The 20472-nt window shown below is 38.8% G+C and carries 19 protein-coding genes, 1 tRNA gene and 2 pseudogenes; 12 read left to right on the top strand and 10 right to left on the bottom strand.

The window, feature by feature from the left end; all coding sequences use genetic code 11:
- Positions 1 to 125: 125 nt before the first annotated feature.
- Both mtr and yeiP read left to right on the top strand, forming a co-directional pair.
- A complete protein-coding gene (mtr, locus tag HGO23_RS08205) occupies positions 126 to 1370 on the top strand; it encodes a tryptophan permease (protein ID WP_209028522.1) in 1245 nt (414 codons plus the stop codon).
- 134 nt (positions 1371 to 1504) lie between these two features.
- Positions 1505 to 2077: an elongation factor P-like protein YeiP gene (yeiP, locus tag HGO23_RS08200; RefSeq protein WP_099134801.1), complete on the top strand. Its 573-nt coding sequence runs from the start codon at positions 1505 to 1507 to the stop codon at positions 2075 to 2077.
- Between the two features lie 78 nt (positions 2078 to 2155).
- On the opposite strand, the gene HGO23_RS08195 is transcribed toward yeiP, so the two are convergent.
- Positions 2156 to 2473, bottom strand: a complete 318-nt coding sequence (locus tag HGO23_RS08195) for a type 1 fimbrial protein (RefSeq protein WP_099134802.1) — start codon at positions 2471 to 2473, stop codon at positions 2156 to 2158.
- Positions 2474 to 3399: 926 nt separating this feature from the next.
- Between HGO23_RS08195 and HGO23_RS08190 the strand changes: the two genes are divergently transcribed.
- Both HGO23_RS08190 and mepS read left to right on the top strand, forming a co-directional pair.
- On the top strand, positions 3400 to 4104 hold the full coding sequence (locus tag HGO23_RS08190) for a phosphatase PAP2 family protein (protein ID WP_209028521.1): 705 nt from the start codon (positions 3400 to 3402) through the stop codon (positions 4102 to 4104).
- A gap of 341 nt (positions 4105 to 4445) precedes the next feature.
- Positions 4446 to 5042: a bifunctional murein DD-endopeptidase/murein LD-carboxypeptidase gene (gene mepS, locus HGO23_RS08185; RefSeq protein WP_099134805.1), complete on the top strand. Its 597-nt coding sequence runs from the start codon at positions 4446 to 4448 to the stop codon at positions 5040 to 5042.
- A gap of 89 nt (positions 5043 to 5131) precedes the next feature.
- On the opposite strand, the gene HGO23_RS08180 is transcribed toward mepS, so the two are convergent.
- From HGO23_RS08180 to rsuA, 3 genes are all read right to left on the bottom strand, one after another.
- The gene (locus HGO23_RS08180) at positions 5132 to 5482 is read right to left on the bottom strand and encodes a YejG family protein (protein WP_099134806.1); all 351 of its coding nucleotides are present in this window, start codon (positions 5480 to 5482) and stop codon (positions 5132 to 5134) included.
- A 659-nt stretch (positions 5483 to 6141) separates the two neighbouring features.
- On the bottom strand, positions 6142 to 7329 hold the full coding sequence (locus HGO23_RS08175; protein ID WP_209028520.1) for a Bcr/CflA family multidrug efflux MFS transporter: 1188 nt from the start codon (positions 7327 to 7329) through the stop codon (positions 6142 to 6144).
- Between the two features lie 43 nt (positions 7330 to 7372).
- Entirely contained in the window at positions 7373 to 8080 is a 708-nt protein-coding gene (gene rsuA, locus HGO23_RS08170) for a 16S rRNA pseudouridine(516) synthase RsuA (protein ID WP_209028519.1), read from the bottom strand.
- Positions 8081 to 8346: 266 nt separating this feature from the next.
- On the opposite strand from rsuA, the gene radD reads away from it, so the two are divergent.
- Together radD and rplY are read left to right on the top strand one after the other, a co-directional pair.
- Positions 8347 to 10104 (top strand): DNA repair helicase RadD, encoded by a 1758-nt coding sequence (gene radD / locus HGO23_RS08165; RefSeq protein ID WP_209028518.1) that lies wholly within the window; start codon positions 8347 to 8349, stop codon positions 10102 to 10104.
- Positions 10105 to 10268: 164 nt separating this feature from the next.
- Complete coding sequence (rplY, locus tag HGO23_RS08160) at positions 10269 to 10550, top strand: 50S ribosomal protein L25 (RefSeq protein ID WP_209028517.1); 282 nt, start codon at positions 10269 to 10271, stop codon at positions 10548 to 10550.
- 112 nt (positions 10551 to 10662) lie between these two features.
- Here rplY and yejK read toward each other — a convergent pair whose 3' ends face one another.
- Positions 10663 to 11670, bottom strand: coding sequence for a nucleoid-associated protein YejK (gene yejK, locus HGO23_RS08155; protein WP_099134810.1), 1008 nt, complete (start codon positions 11668 to 11670; stop codon positions 10663 to 10665).
- A 277-nt stretch (positions 11671 to 11947) separates the two neighbouring features.
- On the opposite strand from yejK, the gene HGO23_RS08150 reads away from it, so the two are divergent.
- From HGO23_RS08150 to HGO23_RS08135, 4 genes are all read left to right on the top strand, one after another.
- Positions 11948 to 12175, top strand: a complete 228-nt coding sequence (locus HGO23_RS08150) for a YejL family protein (protein WP_099134811.1) — start codon at positions 11948 to 11950, stop codon at positions 12173 to 12175.
- Between the two features lie 31 nt (positions 12176 to 12206).
- Positions 12207 to 13949 carry an LPS biosynthesis-modulating metalloenzyme YejM gene (gene yejM, locus HGO23_RS08145; RefSeq protein WP_209028516.1) on the top strand — a complete coding sequence of 581 codons (1743 nt, stop codon included), beginning with the start codon at positions 12207 to 12209 and terminating at the stop codon, positions 13947 to 13949.
- A 75-nt stretch (positions 13950 to 14024) separates the two neighbouring features.
- Positions 14025 to 14101: transfer RNA gene (locus HGO23_RS08140), tRNA-Pro, on the top strand.
- Between the two features lie 537 nt (positions 14102 to 14638).
- The gene (locus HGO23_RS08135; protein ID WP_209028515.1) at positions 14639 to 15373 is read left to right on the top strand and encodes a glycosyltransferase family 25 protein; all 735 of its coding nucleotides are present in this window, start codon (positions 14639 to 14641) and stop codon (positions 15371 to 15373) included.
- Between the two features lie 31 nt (positions 15374 to 15404).
- On the opposite strand, the gene HGO23_RS08130 is transcribed toward HGO23_RS08135, so the two are convergent.
- Both HGO23_RS08130 and HGO23_RS08125 read right to left on the bottom strand, forming a co-directional pair.
- Complete coding sequence (locus HGO23_RS08130; protein ID WP_209028514.1) at positions 15405 to 16532, bottom strand: phage baseplate protein; 1128 nt, start codon at positions 16530 to 16532, stop codon at positions 15405 to 15407.
- A 4-nt stretch (positions 16533 to 16536) separates the two neighbouring features.
- Positions 16537 to 16713: a hypothetical protein gene (locus HGO23_RS08125; RefSeq protein ID WP_209028513.1), complete on the bottom strand. Its 177-nt coding sequence runs from the start codon at positions 16711 to 16713 to the stop codon at positions 16537 to 16539.
- Between the two features lie 225 nt (positions 16714 to 16938).
- On the opposite strand from HGO23_RS08125, the pseudogene tnpA reads away from it, so the two are divergent.
- Positions 16939 to 17364: pseudogene (gene tnpA / locus HGO23_RS08120) on the top strand (IS200/IS605 family transposase).
- An 82-nt stretch (positions 17365 to 17446) separates the two neighbouring features.
- Positions 17447 to 17725: pseudogene (locus HGO23_RS08115) on the top strand (integrase core domain-containing protein); the annotation flags it as partial.
- 535 nt (positions 17726 to 18260) lie between these two features.
- On the opposite strand, the gene HGO23_RS08110 reads toward HGO23_RS08115, so the two are convergent.
- The 3 genes from HGO23_RS08110 to HGO23_RS08100 form a co-directional block, all read right to left on the bottom strand.
- Entirely contained in the window at positions 18261 to 19127 is an 867-nt protein-coding gene (locus HGO23_RS08110) for a hypothetical protein (protein WP_209028511.1), read from the bottom strand.
- An 82-nt stretch (positions 19128 to 19209) separates the two neighbouring features.
- Complete coding sequence (locus HGO23_RS08105; protein WP_209028510.1) at positions 19210 to 19425, bottom strand: helix-turn-helix transcriptional regulator; 216 nt, start codon at positions 19423 to 19425, stop codon at positions 19210 to 19212.
- Positions 19426 to 19618: 193 nt separating this feature from the next.
- Positions 19619 to 20452: a DUF6387 family protein gene (locus tag HGO23_RS08100; protein ID WP_209028509.1), complete on the bottom strand. Its 834-nt coding sequence runs from the start codon at positions 20450 to 20452 to the stop codon at positions 19619 to 19621.
- Positions 20453 to 20472 lie beyond the last annotated feature (20 nt).

Genomic DNA, 20472 nt, shown 5'->3' with positions numbered 1-20472 from the left:
CTATCAATGTATACAGAATAAGACAACAGCTACTTGTACAGTCTCATAATTAACTGTTTACACACATCATTCATTAATGTATCGTCGAGCTAGTACAAGGTAACACTGATTCATCAGGAGTCTATATGACCATTGAGGTAACGCAAAATTTAAAACGCCCCTCCATATTAGGTGGAGCTATGATCATTGCTGGCACTGCCGTCGGTGCAGGTATGTTCTCCATTCCCATTGTCACCTCTGGCGTATGGTTTGCAGGATCGATAATTTTGCTGGTATACACCTGGGTTTGTATCTATTTCTCCAGTCTGATGATTTTGGAAGCCAACATGAATTACCCCAGTGGAGCCAGCTTCCACACCATTACAAAAGATTTACTGGGGAAAGGCTGGAATATACTCACTGGGTTATCTATTACCTTTGTTTTATATATTCTGACTTACGCCTATATTTCAGCCGGTGGTTCAATTATTCTGCGTAACATGAAAGACATCATTCCTTTGTCACAAACAGGGACAGGTCTTATTTTCTCATTTATTGTTGCCTTTATTGTTTGGTTATCAACCAAAGCAGTCGATCGCTTAAGCACTATTTTGATTGGTGGCATGATAATCACATTTATCATGTCAGTGGGAAGTATGTTTACGGAAGTTAAATCTGCTATTTTGTTTGATCATGCGAATACTGAAACCAGTTACTTACCTTATGCTTTAATGGCTCTGCCATATTTGCTGACGTCATTTGGTTATCATGGCAACGTTCCAGGATTAGTGAAATACTATAATAAAGATGTCAAAGCCATCGCACACAGTTTGTTCTATGGCTCTTTGATTGCACTGACTATCTACATTTTGTGGCAGTATGCCATTCAGGGAAATATTCCCCGTGTAGCATTCAAACAGATTATTGCTGATGGCGGTAACGTAAGTGACTTACTGAACCAAATGGATAGTACATCCGACAATGCAACAATAAATCAACTATTGAATGCCTTTTCATATATGGCATTATCCAGCTCATTTTTAGGTGTATCTCTCGGTTTATTTGATTATCTGGCTGACTTTTTCGGATTCAATGACAGTAATACAGGCCGTTTAAAAACTGCTTTAGTAACATTTATTCCACCTACTGTACTGGCATTACTCTATCCAAATGGTTTCCTGTATGCGATTGGTTTTGCAGGGTTGGCAGCAACTATTTGGGCTGTTATCGTACCAGCACTTATGGCCCGGGCCAGCCGCCAGCGTTATCCACAAGCCAGCTATCGTACCCCCGGTGGTAACTTCCTGATAGCATTTATTATCCTGTTTGGTTTAATAAATGCGGTAGTTCATATTCTCTCTTTATTTGATCTGTTACCTGCCTACCGCTAACTTTTAGTTTCCCTCTGCCCTGGTATTTTAACCAGGGTTCTCATTCATCTCTTGCCTAATCCACTGACTGCGAGTAATTTTGTCGCCACCTTAACATTCATTCCACTATTATCCTGTTTTTACGGACGGTATTTATGGCTAAAGCCAATGAAATTAAACGCGGAGCCGCAATCAGCCACAACGGAAAGTTATTATTAGTCAAAGAAATCGATATTCAATCACCCAGCGCACGTGGTGCCAGCACACTGTATAAGATGCGTTTTACTGATATTCGCACTGGTCAGAAAGTGGAAGAACGTTTCAAAGGTGATGATATTCTTGAAACAATTACATTAATCCGCCGCAGTGTCAGCTTCTCATATATTGATGGTGACGAATACATCTTCATGGATGACGAGGACTTCACCCCTTATCACTTTAAGAAAGAGCAAATTGAAGAAGAACTTTTGTTCATCCCAGATGAAGGTCTGCCGGGAATGCAAGTTATGACGATGGATGGCCAATTACTGGCTCTGGAATTACCACAAACTGTCGATATGATTATTGAAGAAACCGCACCGGGAATTAAAGGTGCATCAGCAAGTGCCCGTACAAAACCGGCCAGAATGAGTACAGGGCTCACGATCCAAGTTCCTGAATATCTCAGTTCAGGAGAAAAAATTCGTATTCATATTGCAGAACGCCGCTATATGGGACGTTGCGATTAATTCTGTAGTTTCTATACCCTCTATATATAAGTTGCTCTTTTCTTATTCGATAAAAGAGCAACTTCTTACCAATTTAAATTAAAAGTAATCCACATGAATGATCGCCAAACGTTTTTTATTATCTGCCCACTTCACTCTGGAAACACCTATATTTCCGGGAAGTATGACATCTCCTGTTTTTTTTGTTTTGTACATTGAAACAATTTGCTTTATGGTGATGTTTTTTCCTAATCGATAGCAGGAAATATTAGCCTGAGTGTTTGATACAACAACTTGACATCCCGGATCAACAATAGAGCCTGAAAATTGTATCTGCCCACTTGTAGATTGTGCATATCCATAAGAAATCCATGAAAACAACAAACAGCTAATTAATAGTTTAAAATAATCTTGCATGGTCACCTCACTTTCGTTTTTCCATTAACCAAAACTCAGTTACCTTTTACTCCTTCAAACTCCATAATAAATATTTCATGTAAAAAGAATACGACATTAATATCTTTTATTGATTTATATCAAAGGTGAATTTACAGCCAAAAATTGATGCTAATTTTATTAATTAATCTAAAATTCTGTTATAAAAAACCATTATTTGAGTTAAATCATAAATAAAGTTTAAAATTAATCATTATAATCTTTAAATTAGATATGCAAGAAAATGTTCGCTGACAAGAGGGATCAGCAATAGCATTATAAGATTGAAGAATGCCAGATTTAAAATCCAGAGGGTAATGGGCCATCGCAGGATAAAATAAAAATATAAACAGAAAAACGATCATATTTCGTAACATAAGCAGTTAACCTCCACGACAGGTATCATTACCTTTTTTCGGTTTTAACCCCATGCCAATCTCAAAACCAGATAATGGTTTAACGACCAGCTATCTATATAACGATATAACGGAAAATGAAACAATTTCTTTATATATTTTATTTATCACAACCACAATTCGACATAATATACTATCAAATTAGGATATGAAAAAATCAACCTTTATCTATTTAATAATAGTCAGTGCCCAATAATTGTACCAAATATATATTATCAGTACTGCATTAATGATTTAGCTATTTTTACGATAGCTCATAATTATTTATATGATAATAACATTGATGATAACTAATAAATAATATGAATGCATATAGCCATAAAAATAGCTGTAAAGAGCAACAAAGTTACAACTTGAAAGATGATGAATAGATACTTCTGCTGATTACATACTCTACCGTTGGGCGATTACCCTTTTCTGTAAATTTTGCTATAGTGCATCATCAACCAATTTGACTACAAAAATCCATTTTCGCGTTAAGATAGGTAACCCATGACCCGTAGCCATCCACTCGCTATACTTATACTCAATTTGCTCGGTATCGCCTTGTTTCTCTCATGGTATTTACCTGAAAATCACGGCTTTTGGTTTCACATTGATTCTGCAATTTTTCATTATTTTAATGAAAAATTACTGCCAAATTCAAAATTTGCATTATTTGTTGCTATCGTCAATGTAAGGGCATTTGATGTTATGTCGCTCTTATGTATGGGATTGCTTTACTACAGCGCATTTCGCAAACAAGACTATGTAGGAAAACGCCGTCTTTTTATGCTTGGTCTGGTCATGTTAATAACAGCAGTAATCATAAATCAGATCGGCCATCAGATCCCCGTCAGCCGTCCAAGCCCGACATTAACATTTGAAAACGTCAACCGCGTAAATGAAATGACAAGTTTGCATACCAAAGATGCTTCCGGCGATAGTTTTCCGGGGGATCATGGTTTGATGCTACTCATTTTTAGTTGCTTTATTCTTCGCTATATTTCTCGCGGAGCGTTCTTCATTGCTTTACTGATTATGATCATTTTTGCCCTCCCCCGTATCATGGCAGGTGCTCATTGGTTTACAGACATTGCTGTCGGTTCATTATCACTCACATTAATTGGAATGAGCTGGGTGTTATTGACCCCACTCAGTGACATTATGGTTGCATGGCTAGATAAAAAATTACCTCATATCGGCCGTACTCATTAAAATAATATTAGTGGGGAGATGTGATCTATCTCCCTATTACCACACAACTTTTCTCGAATAGGAGTAAAATCACCAAGATCATTCTAACCTCTTAGTTTATAATCTAATTTTTTGTAAATAACTCTTTTTATCTCTCGCTTTTTTCTCATAACTTCTGTACTCTTCCGCGAGTCCTTTTATTAAAATAATCGCTTTGTAAAGATATTAATAAAATGTGTGACTTCACACACTTTAGGGACAGAAAGTTTGTCAATTCGCCATATTCTACTAGTCTTTAAGACGTTTAATGTTTTAATGATGGCGATAAGTCACATTAAGGACTGCAAGGGAAAATCAATATAATGGTCAAATCTCAACCAATAGTGAGATATATATTGCGGTTAATCCCCGCAATTATCGCGGCAGTGGCATTGACCGCATGTAGTTCTCCAGACTCCCAAATACGTGGCAAAAAAACTGAAACTCATGCAGTAAATAGCCAGAACGGCCAAAAGCATTTCCTACTGCAAACATCTCAGGATGAATTTGAAACTTTGGTTAAAAATTTGGATATTAAATCCAAGCTCCTGAACCAATATGCGGATTGGAAAGGCGTTGCCTATCGCCTTGGAGGAAGTACAAAACGTGGCATTGATTGTTCAGCTTTTGTCCAGCGCACCTTTCATGATCAATTTAGTATGGAATTACCACGCTCTACCTCGGAGCAACAGAAAATAGGCCAAACAGTCAGCCGTTCAAAATTAAAAGCGGGTGATTTGGTTCTCTTCAAAACAGGTGTTTATAGGCGTCACGTTGGCATTTATATCGGGAATAACCAATTTGTACATGCATCAACCAGCAGTGGAGTCATTGTTTCGAGATTAAATGACACCTACTGGAGCAAGCGTTATTATGGTGCCAGACGTATTTTATCAGATAGCATTAACGCCTCGATATAATCTTTAACCTGACTTCCTTTTCCTGCTTTTCCCTTGCAGATATAAAAAACGCTTCCATTAGGAAGCATTTTTTATCCGGTTATTATTTATTAAAGCGGGTAAAATGCGGTGATATTTTCCGCAATTGCAGCACCTAATGTCTTGAGCCGACATATCACAGCACTTTCATCCTCTCGAGCAAAAAACAAACATGGCTCACCTTCCCACTCAATCACCGCACTTACTATCTGCATATCAGAAATAGACTGATTTATATCATGCAAAATATTCCATGCATGTTCGCCTTCATGGCTTAACAATTTCAGCCCCATCAGGCTATTCCCTGTATCTGTCTCTGTATCTTCCTCTGGCAAGATTTCAACTCTTGTACCAACAAAGCCAGATGACCACCGATAACTTTGCGGCAGTCTGTGTACTACCGAAAGTTGGATATTATTCACGTATTATTCCTATCAGAAACAACATTAATACATCTAACCACCAACTGTAGGCTATCGATTCGTCAAAACCGAATAACCACCCAACAAAAAAGTAAATAAAAAGTTAAAATAAAAATTACAATATCACACTCTTTTCATCTTCTATTTGGAAAAAAATGGGATCAAACTCGCACTTTATATATATTTATACTGTTTTAGTAAAAAATTCAACTTATTTTTATGCAAAACAGCAACTTTATATTCAAATTTTATTTACAAATTTATGTTTTCATGAATTGTGCTACATGATAGCGTTCTCATAATATCCTTGTTTTACAAAAAGTTAATCATCAACACAGTATTAACCATCTGAGTTAATATATTTAACATTTTGAAATTAACAAAAAACCAACACAGAAGATTCAGCTGATATCATCAAATTAACAATCATTAATATTTTCCTACTGATCGTTCGATATTTCCTGTTTATCTAATAAACAAACTGTTCTTAATTTATATAAATATTCTTCTGAGTTTTTACGAATGGAAACTATGTTTCCTGAGAAAAGGAAACTGAGGCGTTGATAAACTTAATATCGCTATAAACTCCAGCAACGATATAGACATGAGAAAGAAAAGTAAGAAGCCACTTGAAAGTACAGGTGGCTTCTTTGATTATTTTATGTTTTGGCCTTGCGTGCATAGACAATCAATATCATCGCTAATATTACGCACAAGGCCATCGAACCAACCATTGGCCAAGCACTTTTTTCAGGAGCAGAAGATAAAATTGCCCCAACCAGGGCAGCAATACTGAAACGTATGGTTCCAGATAATGAAGCTACTGTTCCAGCCATATGAGGGTAATCATCCAACACAACGACCATAGCGTTGGAGGTAATCAAAGAAATGCTGCTGATATAAATTGCAACACCCAACACCAAAGAAATAAAACCTAAATCAAGCATGGTGCTGAATAACAACCATAATCCCATGACGAATTGAACAAATATTCCAAAATTCAACATATTCAATGCGCCATATTTGCGAACAAACTGACTATTGATGGTTGTCATAATGAACATAAAGATAATGTTCAATCCGAAGTAATAACCAAAATGCTGTGCAGGAACACCATTCAATTGAATATAAACAAATGCCCCAGCATTCAGAAAAGAAAACATTCCAGCAAAAGAAAAACCGCTTGCCAAAATATAACACAGCACTTGGCGCTGCCTGAACAGCATAACAAACTGCCCTAAAGTGACTTTTGGATTGAAGCGCAACCTTTTCTCTTTAGGTAGTGTTTCCCTGATAAAAACAGCAAATAAAAATGCAGCTATTACAGCAGCAATCGTGATAGACCAAAAAATAGCATGCCAGTTGAACCATACCATCACCATCCCACCTAACATGGGAGCTAATAGCGGAGCTATGATCATTACCAGTGTCACAAACGACATACTGCGTGAAAACTCATCTTTTGTGAACATATCACGCATCAAAGCATTAATCACAACACTGGCCGACGCAGCAGCAAAACCATGCAAAAACCGCATGGAAATAAAGGTGCCTATATTTTGTGCCAAAGCACATGCAGCAGATGATATTGCAAAAACAATCACACCACCTAGAATAACGGGCTTACGTCCCAGGCTGTCAGACATTGGCCCATAAACTATTTGACCAATGGCAAACCCCAGCATGTAACTGTTCAATGTCATTTGAACTTTGCCATCGCTGACACCGAAATCAATGGCTATTGTTGGCATGCTTGGCAAATACATATCAATTGCCAATGGCATTAACATAGAGAGCAGCCCAAGAATAAGGACTAACCCCAAATAGGATAATCGTTGTTGTTGCACGCTTTTTTCCCAAAACAACTATGAAACTATGAATAGATAAAAATTAAGCTACTGGCATTTGTATGCTCTTAATTTCGTTTTTCGTCAACGCTCGATATTCCCCTGGCTCTAATTTGGGATCCAAATAAATTTCGCCAATACGTTCACGATGAAGCTCAATAACATGATTCCCCACGGCAGCAAACATCCGTTTTACCTGGTGATATCGTCCTTCGCTAATAGTCAGACGAACGAGCTGATGTTCGATGATCTCTAATTTTGCCGGCTTTGTCAGTGTTTTTTCTCCATTCAGTTGAACACCTACAAGAAATTTTTCCTCAGTATCCTCTGATATTGGGTGTTCCAGTGTTACAAGGTAGGTTTTTTCACAATGATGCTTGGGTGAAGTAATACGATGTGACCACTGACCATCATCCGTCAATAACACTAAGCCTGTAGTATCGATATCTAATCGCCCTGCTGAATGCAGTTTATGGGCAACAGGCTCATCAATAAAATACAAAATAGTTGGATTTGATGGATCATCAGTCGAACACACATACCCTTGTGGCTTATTCAACATAAAATAACGTGGGCCGTCCAATTGCTCCAATATTGTTCCTTCGTAGGCAATTACCTGCTCAGGTTTCAACTTATATGCCCCTATTTTGATGATTTCGCCATCAACAGTAACTCGCTCAGCACGTAATTCACGCCCGATATCATTACGGCTAATACCCAATTGTTGTGATAAAAATTTATCCAATCGCATGAATAGTTATACCTAACAAAAAATAATCTAACAGAAAATAAATATGAAAACGCCTTTGATATTACAGGCAATTTCAAAACCACTTTGAATACAAGATTAAGCAGATAATTTGCAGAATAATAGTAGATCAAATAACTATAATAACCATAAACTATCTGTTATAGCACACTGATCCTGATAATATTTTCTCGTCGGCAGGTTGAAGGAAAAATGTTATCCTCTCCATCAACAACCTTTTACTCGATCTTCGTGACAGTAACATAACCATGGCTTTTACTTTACGCCCATATCAACAAGAAGCGGTAGATGCGACCATTCGTCATTTCCGCAAACATAAAGAACCCGCAGTTATTGTTTTACCTACTGGTGCAGGAAAAAGCCTTGTCATTGCTGAACTGGCTAAACTGGCTCACGGCCGGGTTTTAGTACTGGCACATGTTAAAGAACTGGTTGCACAAAACCATAGTAAATATTGTTCTTATAACCTGAAAGCAGATATCTTTTCTGCCGGGCTGCATCAAAAGAAGAGTGACGGAAAAGTTGTCTTTGGCAGCATTCAATCTGTAGCCCGCAATTCAGACCGTTTTGACCATAACTTCTCACTGCTAATCATTGATGAATGCCACCGAATTAGTGATGATGAAAACTGTCAATATCACCAAATTATCCTGCAACTCCAGAAAAACAATCCCCATATCCGGATCCTAGGTTTAACCGCGACCCCCTACCGTTTAGGCGTTGGCTGGATTTATCAATATCACTATCATGGCATGATACGTGGTGACGAAAATTGCTTTTTTCGTGACTGTATTTATGAACTTCCATTACGTTATATGATCAAACACCACTTTCTGGTTTCTCCAGAAAGGTTAGATATGCCCGTAATACAATATGATTTCAGTCAAGTACGTACCAGCCAACAAGGCATTTTCAATGAAGCTGATTTGAGTCGGGAAATTAAACGACAGAAACGTATTACGCCACATATTGTCAAGCAGATCGTTGAATATGCAGAAGATCGAAAAGGTGTAATGATTTTTGCTGCCACAGTTGAACATGCAAAAGAAGTTTTCCTGTTACTTCCCGCAGGACAGGCAGCATTAGTCAGCGCCGATACACCGAGCACTGAACGGGATCTTCTGATCAGCGCCTTCAAAAAACAGCAACTACGCTATATGGTTAATGTCGCTGTTCTGACAACAGGTTTTGATGCACCTCATGTCGATCTCATTGCGATATTGCGCCCAACAGAGTCCGTGAGCCTCTATCAACAGATTGTTGGCCGTGGATTACGCCTATTTCCTGATAAGAAAGAGTGCCTAATTTTAGACTATGCGGGCAACCCTCACGACCTTTATACGCCAGAAGTCGGCAGCCACAAACCCAGTTCACAAAATCAGCCTGTACAAGTATTCTGCCCAGTCTGTCAGTTTGCCAATACCTTCTGGGGAAAATGCACCGCAGAAGGTAATATCATTGAACACTTTGGACGCCGTTGCCAAGGATGGGAAGAAGACGAAACAGGAAAAAGACATCAATGTGATTTTCGCTTTCGCTTCAAATCATGCCCGCATTGCGGAGCAGAAAACGATATTGCAGCCCGACGTTGCCATCGCTGTCAAAAAGTGCTGGTGGACCCTGATGATATGCTAAAAGCAGCTCTTAAACTCAAAGATGCTCTTGTACTGCGTTGTGGTGGTATGCAATTAACTCCGGGTAATGACAATAAAGGCGAATGGCTCAAAATCACTTATTACGATGAAGATGGAGCAAACGTATCTGAATTATTCCGTTTGACAACGTCCGGTCAAAAAAAAGTATTTGAACTGCAATTCATGCGCCATCACCAACGAGCACCAGGCATTCCTTTACATTGGAAAACAGCTGGAGATATTGCTCATCAACTTCCTTTACTACGACATCCTGATTTTGTTGTTGCACGGAAAAAAGGGCAGTTCTGGCAGATCCGGGAAAAAATTTTTGATTATCAAGGCCGCTTCCGACGGGCTGATGACCTGTATTAAGCTATGTCATTACTTATGGCAAAGTACTTTCTATTTGCTGTCATATAGGTTTTTCGTTAAAATGCCGCCCGCTTAGCGTAATCCATAATGTTTAGCCAAGTATCGAACCTGCTGCTGGGTCGCCTGTAGCCGGATTTATTTTCTTCTTTTATAGAGAAAAAATAATGTTAACTATTAATGCAGAAGTACGTAAAGAGCAGGGCAAGGGTGCGAGCCGCCGCCTGCGTAGAGCTAACAAGTTTCCAGCAATCATTTATGGTGGTAACCAAGAGCCAGTTTCTATTGAGCTGGATCACGATGCAATTATCAACCACGAAAGCAAGCCAGAATTCTACGAAGTTCTGACTCTGGTTGTTGATGGTAAAGAAACTAAAGTTAAAGTGCAGGCAGTACAGCGTCATCCGTTTAAACCTAAACTGACGCACATTGATTTCCTGCGTGCTTAATTAGCCACAATCGAGCTTTTATCGGGACGCCGAGTAAATAACGCCGCATTTGCGGCGTTATTTATTTTTGTCATTTCGTAACTGAATATTTCAATCTCAGAATCGAAAAATATTAGTGATTACCAGAGCCACGACGTTGCAGTTGATCACGCAGATTTGGAGGAGTTCCCTTAATCGTTAATGTATCTGTTGCCGGATCCCAGAAAATCCTTTCTCCGAGTAACATAGCATCAAAATTAATTGTCAATCCGCCACCGCTGCCAGCAAACTTAGTTAACTGACGCAATGTACTGCGATCTGCCGGGAAACTTTCTTCCAACTCGTATCCCTTATCCTGTGAAAATTGCTGGAAATTCTGTTCACCCAATGGTGATAATTCTTGAGACAGCTCCTGCAATCTAATCTCCTCGCCCGCCTGTAGCTGCTCATTGCAATAACTGTAAACTTGTTGGCGATAGGCTTGTCGCTCATTTTTATCCAGCTGAGCAGATTCGCAATAATCATCTACTGCCTGCAATAACCCTTTATTCTGTACTTTAGCATTCATTCCTTCACTAGCAGCCAGAAAATCCATGAAAAAGTCAGAGACTTTACGCCCTACTCGCCCTTTCAGGAAAGTCAAATAGCGACAGGATCCAGGGTTAGTTTCCCACTCAGTTAAGTCAATTCTGGCAACAATATCAGCATGAGGAATATCAAGATACTGTGTTGTATTTACATCTAGTTTTTCATTGACAGAAGTGCTACTACAACTGTTAAGAACTGCAATTAACAAATACTCCACAGCCAAATATCGGTACTGACAAAACAACACAGTGCCACCTTCTGCAAACGGGTATTTTGTCAGTTCATCTTTCAGACGAACGGTTGCAGCTCGGCTAAAACCTAAAAAATCTTCATTCCCCTTACGTTGATGACGAAGTGACTCCGCAAGTTCACTTTCATCATCGAACACACCATAAGCTTTGCTTTTGGCGCTATACACACGATGTAATTCTGCCATCATCTCTTCCACTACCTCATTGGTATCCAGCAGAGAATCCCGCAAAATCACTTCCAGTGTTTGTTCATCACGTTTAATCAACTGATGTAACGCGATCTGGGTAATTTCCAGACTCATTATTTATACTCCTTTTACAGCTTTGACCTTCAGGGCCTTGCAATTAGCGGCGTATTCAAACACTGTTACCTCTCTGCTGCAACCAAAAATCCCAATGGTGGAAAAGCGCTCACAATTTAATTATTAACGTTAATCATTTCAAAGATTAAAATAATGCAACAGCTAAAAGAATGGCAACAATTTGCACAATAATGAAATTAAATTGTTATAAAAAAGCAGAAAATACCCCCTCTATACGGTAATATATGAAGCTTTGTATATTCAGGATATTTGAGTCATGCCACAGTCATCTCGCTACAGCGATGAAAAAGTTGAACATTTACTCGCTGAACTGGTAAATGTTTTCGAGAAAAACCATATTCCTACCGATCTTTCATTGATGGTTTTAGGTAACATGGTTACGAATTTGATCAACACGAGTATTGCTCCTGCCCAACGCAGACATATCGCAAACTCGTTTGCACACGCGTTACAATCTTCAATCAATGAAGATAAAGCGCATTGATTTTTCCATTAAGACATTAACGTAAGAAAATATGGTGACTAGCCGCCAGCATTACCGCGAAAAAGTTTCTCAGATGATCAGTTGGGGACACTGGTTCGCTCTGTTCAATATTGTGTTCAGTCTTGTGCTGGGCAGTCGCTATTTATTCGCATCGGATTGGCCGGGTTCACTGTTTGGACGCATCTATGCGCTGGTCAGTTGGCTCGGTCATTTCAGCTTCATTGTTTTTACCATTTATTTATTGGTGCTATTCCCGCTGACATTTATTGTTATGTCACAAAGGTTGCTACGATTTCTTTCTGCCACCGTGGCAACGGCAGGGTTAACACTACTGATACTTGATTCCTCCATCTATGTGCGTTTTCACCTACACCTGACACCATTAGTTTGGGATCTGGTAACCAACCCGGAACAAGGTGAACGGGCAAGAGAATGGCAACTGATGTTCATCTGCATACCAGTTATTTTTCTGGTACAGATGCTATACAGTACGTGGAGTTGGCAAAAATTACGCAGCCTGAATCGACAACGGTTCGGCAAACCATTAGCCGCTGTATTTATCACAGCTTTTGTCGCTTCCCATATGATGTATATCTGGGCAGATGCCAATTTCTATCGGCCTATTACCATGCAACGCTCGAACTTACCACTTTCATATCCAATGACAGCACGTAAGTTTCTTGAAAAACATGGCCTGCTGGATAAGCAAGAGTACCAGCGTCGTATAAGCCAACAAGGCAATCCTGCTGCCCTGACAGTTGAATATCCATTGAATACGTTGTCTTACCGTGATAGCGGGCGCGGTTATAATCTATTGTTACTGGTTGTGAATGGTTTAGATAATGATGACATTACCGCTAATGAGATGCCATTCCTTGAACGCTTTACAAAGAATAACATCCAGTTCACCCAACACTTCAGCACTGGTATGCAAAACGATACTGCGTTATTCGGAGTATTCTACGGCATATCATCTGGCTATCTGGATGGTATTCTTTACAGCAGAAAATCTTCGGCACTTATAGATGCCTTGACTCATCAAGGGTATCAGTTTGGTTTATACTCATCAGATGGATTCAAAACTCCACTTTACCGCCAAGCTATTTTAACTGACTATTCACTCCCCAATGTTGACAAACCAAATGACCGCTTAACCTTGGAACAATGGCAACAGTGGCTAAATTTACGTAATAACACAACACCATGGTTTTCATTCTTAAACCTGAATGGTATTCCACCTTCATCAGATAAAGTTGACAAGAAAACACTGGATGTTGAAATCAACCATGTTCTGGAAGCTTTAACAAATAAAGGTGTCCTAAACAATACCATTGTTGTTATTACTGCTAAACATGGCAGCACCATTACAAACTATCCACCAAAATGGTTTATAGGCGATAAATTCAATCGTCAACAGATGCACGTTCCACTGATTATCCATTGGCCAGGTACACCAGCACAAACTATTAACAAACTGACTAGCCATCAGGATGTTATGACGACATTAATGCAACGTTTATTGCATGTCAGTAATACCCCCTGTGATTACTCGCAGGGAGAAGACCTTTTCAGAACTCAAAGAAATACTCCTTGGCTGATCACTGGTGAAAATGGTTCATTAATTGTGACAACAGCTCAAAACACAATCTACCTTTCCAAGAATGGTGAATATCACCTGTATGACCTAAATGGCAATGAGATCCAAGATGCCAAACCCAATTTGACTCAGTTGTTACAAATACTAACTGAAATTAAACGATTTTTAGCAAACTAATTGTTGAAAAATCAATCACTCACTAAACAAGGGGCTTGCTTTGCGAATAAAAAAAGGTACTATAAGCGAAGTCATCGGCATGTAGCGCAGCTTGGTAGCGCACCGTCATGGGGTGTCGGGGGTCGTAGGTTCAAATCCTATCATGCCGACCAAATTTCCCATAAAAAACCAACCTGTTAGGGTTGGTTTTTTATGGGTGAAATTTGAGGGGGGAAATATGGGGGAGAAACTAGGGAAAAACCCCATAGTAAAAAGACAATAAAAAATGGTTAAAATGTTCACTTACCTGTATAGATTTTTTCGTTTGTTTCACACCTTTTTACGTCAACTTTTTCCTCTCTTGAATGATGAGTTTCCAGTTAAAACAAATTAATATTTTTTATCAAAATCGACTCATTTCGGCTTTTAAAAGAGTTGAGAAATCAATTCGTGATAATGGTACATGTATAGTTATGCCTGTTTGGGTAAACCAAGCTATAGATGAAAAAAGAGGCTATTCAGATATTAACCCTGATTATGTGTGGGAAGAGTGTCAGGAGTATTTGAGGCAGTCACTAAATTAATTCACCATCTCACTTTTCGATACTCTACAAAGTAGAGCAAGGAATAATGTGGTGGTAATATACTGATGATGCTATCTTAATACTTAGCAAGATTGGAAACTCCATCATAAGAATAGTGAGATTGATGTGAAAATATTTGTTATTAATTTAGAAAAAGACATAGATCGCAAACAATCAATACAAGAACAATTGCAAAATGTAGATCTTGAAGCTGAATTCATTACAGCGGTGTATGGAAAAGAACTCACTGACGAACAACTCCAAGACATCTGCCCAGACTTCGATAAAATGACTCTCACTCTTGGAGAAGTTGGCTGCTCAATGAGTCACTTGAATGTCTATAAGAAAATGATAGATGCCAATATACCTATTTCACTTGTGTTAGAAGATGATGCCAGATTAGATAATAGTCTATCCAGAGTATTGCAGGCACTAGAATCAGTAGAAATAAGTAAAGAACCTATCGTATTTTTACTCAATAAGCCGAATGAATATTTTAAATCTTTTCAAAAATCGCTCATTGATGAATACAAAATTGTCAATGTAATAGATGCAGCACTCTCTCATGGTTATGTTATCAATCAAGCAGCCGCTAAAAAACTATACCATTTCCTCACACCTATCAGGTTTGTTGCAGATGAATGGAAATTATTCAGAGAACAGGGTGTAATTAAATTGAAAGCTGTTTTCCCTCCAGTAATTCATACTTCTGTCCAATCACTTAGCTCATCGATAGGGGAACGAGAATATACACTGACTGAGGTAGATATAAAAAATCGAAAACGCACATTTATCACTCAAATAAAACTGGCATTATGGCGTATTTTTATTCGCACTTGGTTCAAAAAAGTTAAGCCTTAGCTTGGAGAAGGCTAAGGCTTCCATAAATAAGCTATGCAGTTCGATACCAGCCCATTAACATAATATAAGCATTAGTCACATCAAACCCGTCTCCATTTCCAGTTTCGGTTGTATTACCACTGATATTATGTGCATGCTCTCCTGCCCATGATGTATTTCCCGTCCAAGTTCGAGATGCATCAAATGTAGTAAGATTTTCCCATACATCTGTATATTCTACCCCAGGTAGACTCCGCCCATTTCTAGCAAAAGCACCTCCAAAAAGCTCATCTCCATGCACAATAACACTGGGTATGTAACCAGTTATATTCATATTCCCTCTATTATGATTGTGACCTCCAGCACTATTGGTATTACCGCTAAAAAAATGACTGTGCTTTGGAATATGCTTTATAGACAGCGATTTAATGTCGTCTCCTCCTGTTGATAATACATTTGAACCATTACCAGCAGCTAATCGAATGGTTTTATTCTCACCAATGTAAGCCCACTTCGTTCCGGGAAATAAGTTATTTGGATTTTTATTTTTAGCAAACCATATAACAACACCAATAGGATAAATCGTGTCGATATCCATTGAGCTTTTAAGCGCCTGTGTTACGGCATTCTGGCTCATTACCGATGTTGTTGAATTTCCGGTATTTTGGACAATACTGGATTTATCAATTTTTTGTCCTAATCCGTTATTTAGCGCTGAATTTGTCGCGTAATCACCCGCAAGTTGGTAATTACCTTTCGACTGAAAGCGCTGATTTGATTCATCCTTGCTGTAGGCGTCCACATCACTAGCAGTAAGATCAGCTTTTAACTCTACCCAAGCAGTACCTACAGCAGGCTCATCCTTATTATTCTCAATAGGTGATTGCCAGAGTTTTTCTTTATGGTAGACCAACCCACGCAAGGGATAAGGTTGTGCATCATTTTTCCATTGAGCAGCTCCAAAGGCTTGTATTTCCCCCACCGCTTCGGTGATATCGTGAAAAATACCGTTCATTTTTTCACGTTCAATATTCATTGCGGTAGGATCTTCGTTTGGATCAAGTCCATATCCACTGCCATAACCTTGTGCATACGAAACAGCACCATCTGCTTGAACTTCATCAGGAATGGAAACCCGATCTCCTTGTGCGGCGAAAGGAACTTTAAATGTTTTTGTCATAGAATTAAGCTCCGAAGTGGCTATTGAAGAAGTTGGCGTGTTGGTAGCCAAAGCCAAAGATATTACTGTCACTGTTTACAGCTTGAGTTAGCGCGACAGCTTGTTTTTCCCTGATAGGAGTATTAGGAAATACATCATCTTTTTTCGGGGTTTTATTAAGTTTATTTTCTTGGATATTCATATATGATCCTCATTAATCATTAGGTTTATCAATACGGAAAAGTCTATTTTGGTGTTTTCAATGAATAGATTAGAAGTTCATTACGTAATTTTTTTATATCACAAGGATGCCACGTAAAACTGAGGGAGGGATTAATAAAGTTTATTTTTCCATATGAAAGGTTAAAACCACCGACTTTAGTCGGTCAGCTTTAGCTGCGATACTCTGTTGCACGAGAGGTGCAATATGGATTACAGATATGGCAGCCACACGGTATTTCAGATTGAGTATCATTTCGTGTGGGTAACGTACCGATACAAAGTACTGACAGGTGAAGTTGGCCTACGGGTGCGAGAGTGAGTTCGTCAGACATGTGAAGCGTTTGAAATCAGGATAGTAGAAGGAGTCGTGAGCAAAGATCATGTACACATACTGGTGAGTTGTCCTCCGACCTTAGCGCCCTCAGAAATCATGAAGCGAATAAAGGGAAGGACAGCGAGCAAGTTGTTTGAAGAGTTTGCTCACCTGAAAAAGCGTTACTGGGGTCAGCATTTTTGGGGCAGAGGCTATTTTTGTGCGACGGTAGGTCAGTTAACGGAAGAGATGATAAAGGCCTATCTGGAGCATCATTTTGAACCAAACCCGAATGATAACTTCAGGCTGGACAATTGACGCATCGTTCAGCCGATGCATATCCGGACTTTCAGTCCGTTAATCACTAACCCACCGACTTTAGTCGGTGGTTTTTGAGTAAACAATTCAGCAATACCGGGACTTGCTCAGCAGTTATGACATGAGAGCAAGCCAGGGGGATGTCGGGGCGTGTTGGGATAACGCTGTTGTCGAACGTTTCTTTGGCAGTTTGAAACAGGATTGGCTCTTCAAAACCCATCATGAAAACCAGGCAGAGAGGAAAAAAGATGGATTGGATTATCTGCATTATTACAATTTAACACGATTGCACACGGCCAATAATGATTTAACACCCGTGGAATATGACATGGCCTTCGTAAAAGTGTCCGATTTTTCTTGAGCAGAACAAAACCAAAGTATCATCTGAGCAGTAACTAACCACACCTCTTAAAGAGGTGAACCCAACTAACCCTCTTAAAGATGGTAAGTTCTTAAACTGTTGTAATTCTTCGTAAACCAGATTTGGATTACGGGTAACTGATTGATTTATCTTGTAAAGAAAATCTGCTTTACGCCAAAGGGTAGCATTCGCCGTGCTATCCTTTTCTTTTTGTGCTCCACTAAATGAGGATCGCAAATTAACCGCGTCGCTAAATGATACGCGCATATTATGACCAGACTGCAAATATGCCGTGTGACTATATTTCAATGGGTTAGGTAACTGACCCGAAATTATCGGGGCAGCCAAAGTGAGAACTTCAACAGTAGGACTCCTTAAGATCAAAGAATCCCTATAGTTAATAATGACCATCACACCACCTCTCGCAGTTCTATGCCCTGAGCCGTGTAGCCCTGAACTCGGATACCCTCAACGCGGTGACGTTTTTTAGTCAGAAAACGGATGTGATCGGCATAGACATAAAGCCACTGACCATCTACAGCAATGCGCTCGAATGTGCGTACTGGGCAAATGGAATAAACCCATTATTTTTTAATGTGTTACTTGGACATAACGACTGTTTTCCATGAGAAACACGCGCTATCACACGAGCATAGCTGGCATCAATGCAAGGTTGCTTTTCTCTGGCACTTAACCCCTTTTCAGCGGAACGATAAACCCAGAACGTTTCTTTATGTCCCGTGATCTTAGCGGTTCGGATTTTGATATAGCCCAATCGAGCCATTAAGCGACCAAACTCAATATTGTTTTTTACCAACAAAGAAAGTTCATAAGTTGATTCGCATAACCAGCCGTGGCGAATATATTCCTGTACCAACGTCTTATCTTTTTCAACATTAATAACAGTGTACTTGTCTTGCTGTGTAGGGTGGCGATAGATAAACCAGTTATCAAAAGCCTCCTGTCTTTCATTGGTGAGTACCTGTACTGCAAAAGTCGTCAATGCTTTGCCATCTTTTCGATGCCAGTATTCAACCCACGAATTCGACTCTGACAATATCAGCAGGCAATAATTGTCTACTTTATGAGGATGGACACCACGACAAAAATCATTGTTTTCCAATGCGTTATTTGGACATAACGCTGCATGGTAATCGAATGATGTTTTAGCTTTGCCTGTCAGCCCCGTGTCCTTATCCGCATCGTGAACCGATACACCAGAATTAAGCCAAACAAGTCCCTGTCCATTATGGCGTAAACCCAAGTCAGTGAGTGTGCAAATACCTTTGTTAATTGCCGTCCAGTTACCCGAAATAACCGCCTTACGGATAATTGAAATATCACTCTGGCTGAATTTAGAGTGAGTTTGGCCGTTGCCAATCAAGGCAGTAATTTTTTCCATGATGTTATTCCTTAATTAGCAAGTTTACGGCTGTATGGGTTATTTACGTTCTCTACTGTTGGCAGGAATATAAAGTTTTTCATTACATAGCCTCACCGCGAGATTCAGAGATTCGCTGTGATATCCAGTCATTAATTTCTGACTCAATAAAAGCGATTGAGCGAGTACCTATTTTGACTTGCTTCGGGAATTTATTGTCTGCAATGAGTTTGTAGATCCACGCTTTACCGTAGCCAGTTCTGCGCTGAACTTCGGGTAAACGGATAAGGTTTGCTTTGAGTGTTGTGATTGTTAGCATGTAGCCCCCTGTTATCTAGTCCTTAAGATGTTGTAATGGACGTTGTTTGATTACAGGAGGTATTAAACTTCAAAAAGTAAGATGATACGAGAGACGGTAATTTATTAATTTTATTGCGAATTAAAACCCTATAGCTTTCGCTCCGAAATAAAAATATTTATTTTTACTCCGAAACGAAAAAAACGAAAATTCATTACATGATTAAATCAATTTTACTATTCAATAATGCCATTGCTTTAGGTTTAGTCACAGCTCTTAACCTATCTTTTATGTCAACATCAAATTCATTAGGAAATAGCAAACTTGCCATTTGATATTGGGTCAACTCTTGTCCGGATATTATTCCCCATAAATATAAATCAATAAATGGTAAGACTTTGTATTCAGCTAGTTTAGATAAATCTTTATCTGTAATTCTTACTGTTCTAGACGTAATGTTTTTTTGCTTTCTTTTTTGCTTTAACCATTCAATGAAATCATCAATAATTAAATCATCATTTTTATTTAAATCCACGTGAATATAAGGTGGTGACTTTATACCCTGATCATAAAAAGAACCAGTAATTTTTAAATCGGAAGGGAAAAACTCATCTATGTCATAATCAGACCATAAGTATTCATATCCCATTGAATCTACTGTTATACCTTCTATTTCTTGATATTTATCAATTCTTTTGAGCATTCTGCTGATGCCACTCATAATTTCAGGATGCTTCTTCCTTAAAGTATCATTAATATCAATGTATTCAAATAATCCAATCTCTGAAATACTATTATCTCTGAGCAAGGCATCTTCTTCGCCTGAGTTATTATAAATAACTGCATTAGCCTCGGTTGAGTAAAATTTCAACGTATCTATAGCATAATCCTTACTCATTCCAGATAATAAAATTTGCTCCAAATTATTGGAGAGTAATGTTTTGCGATGCATAATTGCTTGCCACCATGCATTTCTATTGAATTTATAGCAAACATTATAATTATCTAAATCAAACCACTCTGGACAATAATCAGGTTTATTTTTCATTTGCACCTCACGCCCTCTAT

This window comes from Xenorhabdus budapestensis (genome assembly GCF_017743015.1).
GTDB lineage: Bacteria > Pseudomonadota > Gammaproteobacteria > Enterobacterales > Enterobacteriaceae > Xenorhabdus > Xenorhabdus budapestensis.
The sequence above is the reverse complement of the archived record's forward strand: the minus strand, read 5'-3'. Positions and strand labels throughout refer to the sequence as shown.

Bases quoted from the DNA above. Each gene is read 5' to 3' on its own strand.
- mtr (WP_209028522.1), top strand. From the start codon at position 126: ATGACCATTGAGGTAACGCAAAATTTAAAACGCCCCTCCATATTAGGT.
- yeiP (WP_099134801.1), top strand. From the start codon at position 1,505: ATGGCTAAAGCCAATGAAATTAAACGCGGAGCCGCAATCAGCCACAAC.
- HGO23_RS08195 (WP_099134802.1), bottom strand. From the start codon at position 2,473: ATGCAAGATTATTTTAAACTATTAATTAGCTGTTTGTTGTTTTCATGG.
- HGO23_RS08190 (WP_209028521.1), top strand. From the start codon at position 3,400: ATGACCCGTAGCCATCCACTCGCTATACTTATACTCAATTTGCTCGGT.
- mepS (WP_099134805.1), top strand. From the start codon at position 4,446: ATGGTCAAATCTCAACCAATAGTGAGATATATATTGCGGTTAATCCCC.
- rsuA (WP_209028519.1), bottom strand. From the start codon at position 8,080: ATGCGATTGGATAAATTTTTATCACAACAATTGGGTATTAGCCGTAAT.
- radD (WP_209028518.1), top strand. From the start codon at position 8,347: ATGGCTTTTACTTTACGCCCATATCAACAAGAAGCGGTAGATGCGACC.
- rplY (WP_209028517.1), top strand. From the start codon at position 10,269: ATGTTAACTATTAATGCAGAAGTACGTAAAGAGCAGGGCAAGGGTGCG.
- yejK (WP_099134810.1), bottom strand. From the start codon at position 11,670: ATGAGTCTGGAAATTACCCAGATCGCGTTACATCAGTTGATTAAACGT.
- HGO23_RS08150 (WP_099134811.1), top strand. From the start codon at position 11,948: ATGCCACAGTCATCTCGCTACAGCGATGAAAAAGTTGAACATTTACTC.
- yejM (WP_209028516.1), top strand. From the start codon at position 12,207: ATGGTGACTAGCCGCCAGCATTACCGCGAAAAAGTTTCTCAGATGATC.
- HGO23_RS08130 (WP_209028514.1), bottom strand. From the start codon at position 16,532: ATGACAAAAACATTTAAAGTTCCTTTCGCCGCACAAGGAGATCGGGTT.
- HGO23_RS08125 (WP_209028513.1), bottom strand. From the start codon at position 16,713: ATGAATATCCAAGAAAATAAACTTAATAAAACCCCGAAAAAAGATGAT.
- HGO23_RS08110 (WP_209028511.1), bottom strand. From the start codon at position 19,127: ATGGAAAAAATTACTGCCTTGATTGGCAACGGCCAAACTCACTCTAAA.
- HGO23_RS08105 (WP_209028510.1), bottom strand. From the start codon at position 19,425: ATGCTAACAATCACAACACTCAAAGCAAACCTTATCCGTTTACCCGAA.
- HGO23_RS08100 (WP_209028509.1), bottom strand. From the start codon at position 20,452: ATGAAAAATAAACCTGATTATTGTCCAGAGTGGTTTGATTTAGATAAT.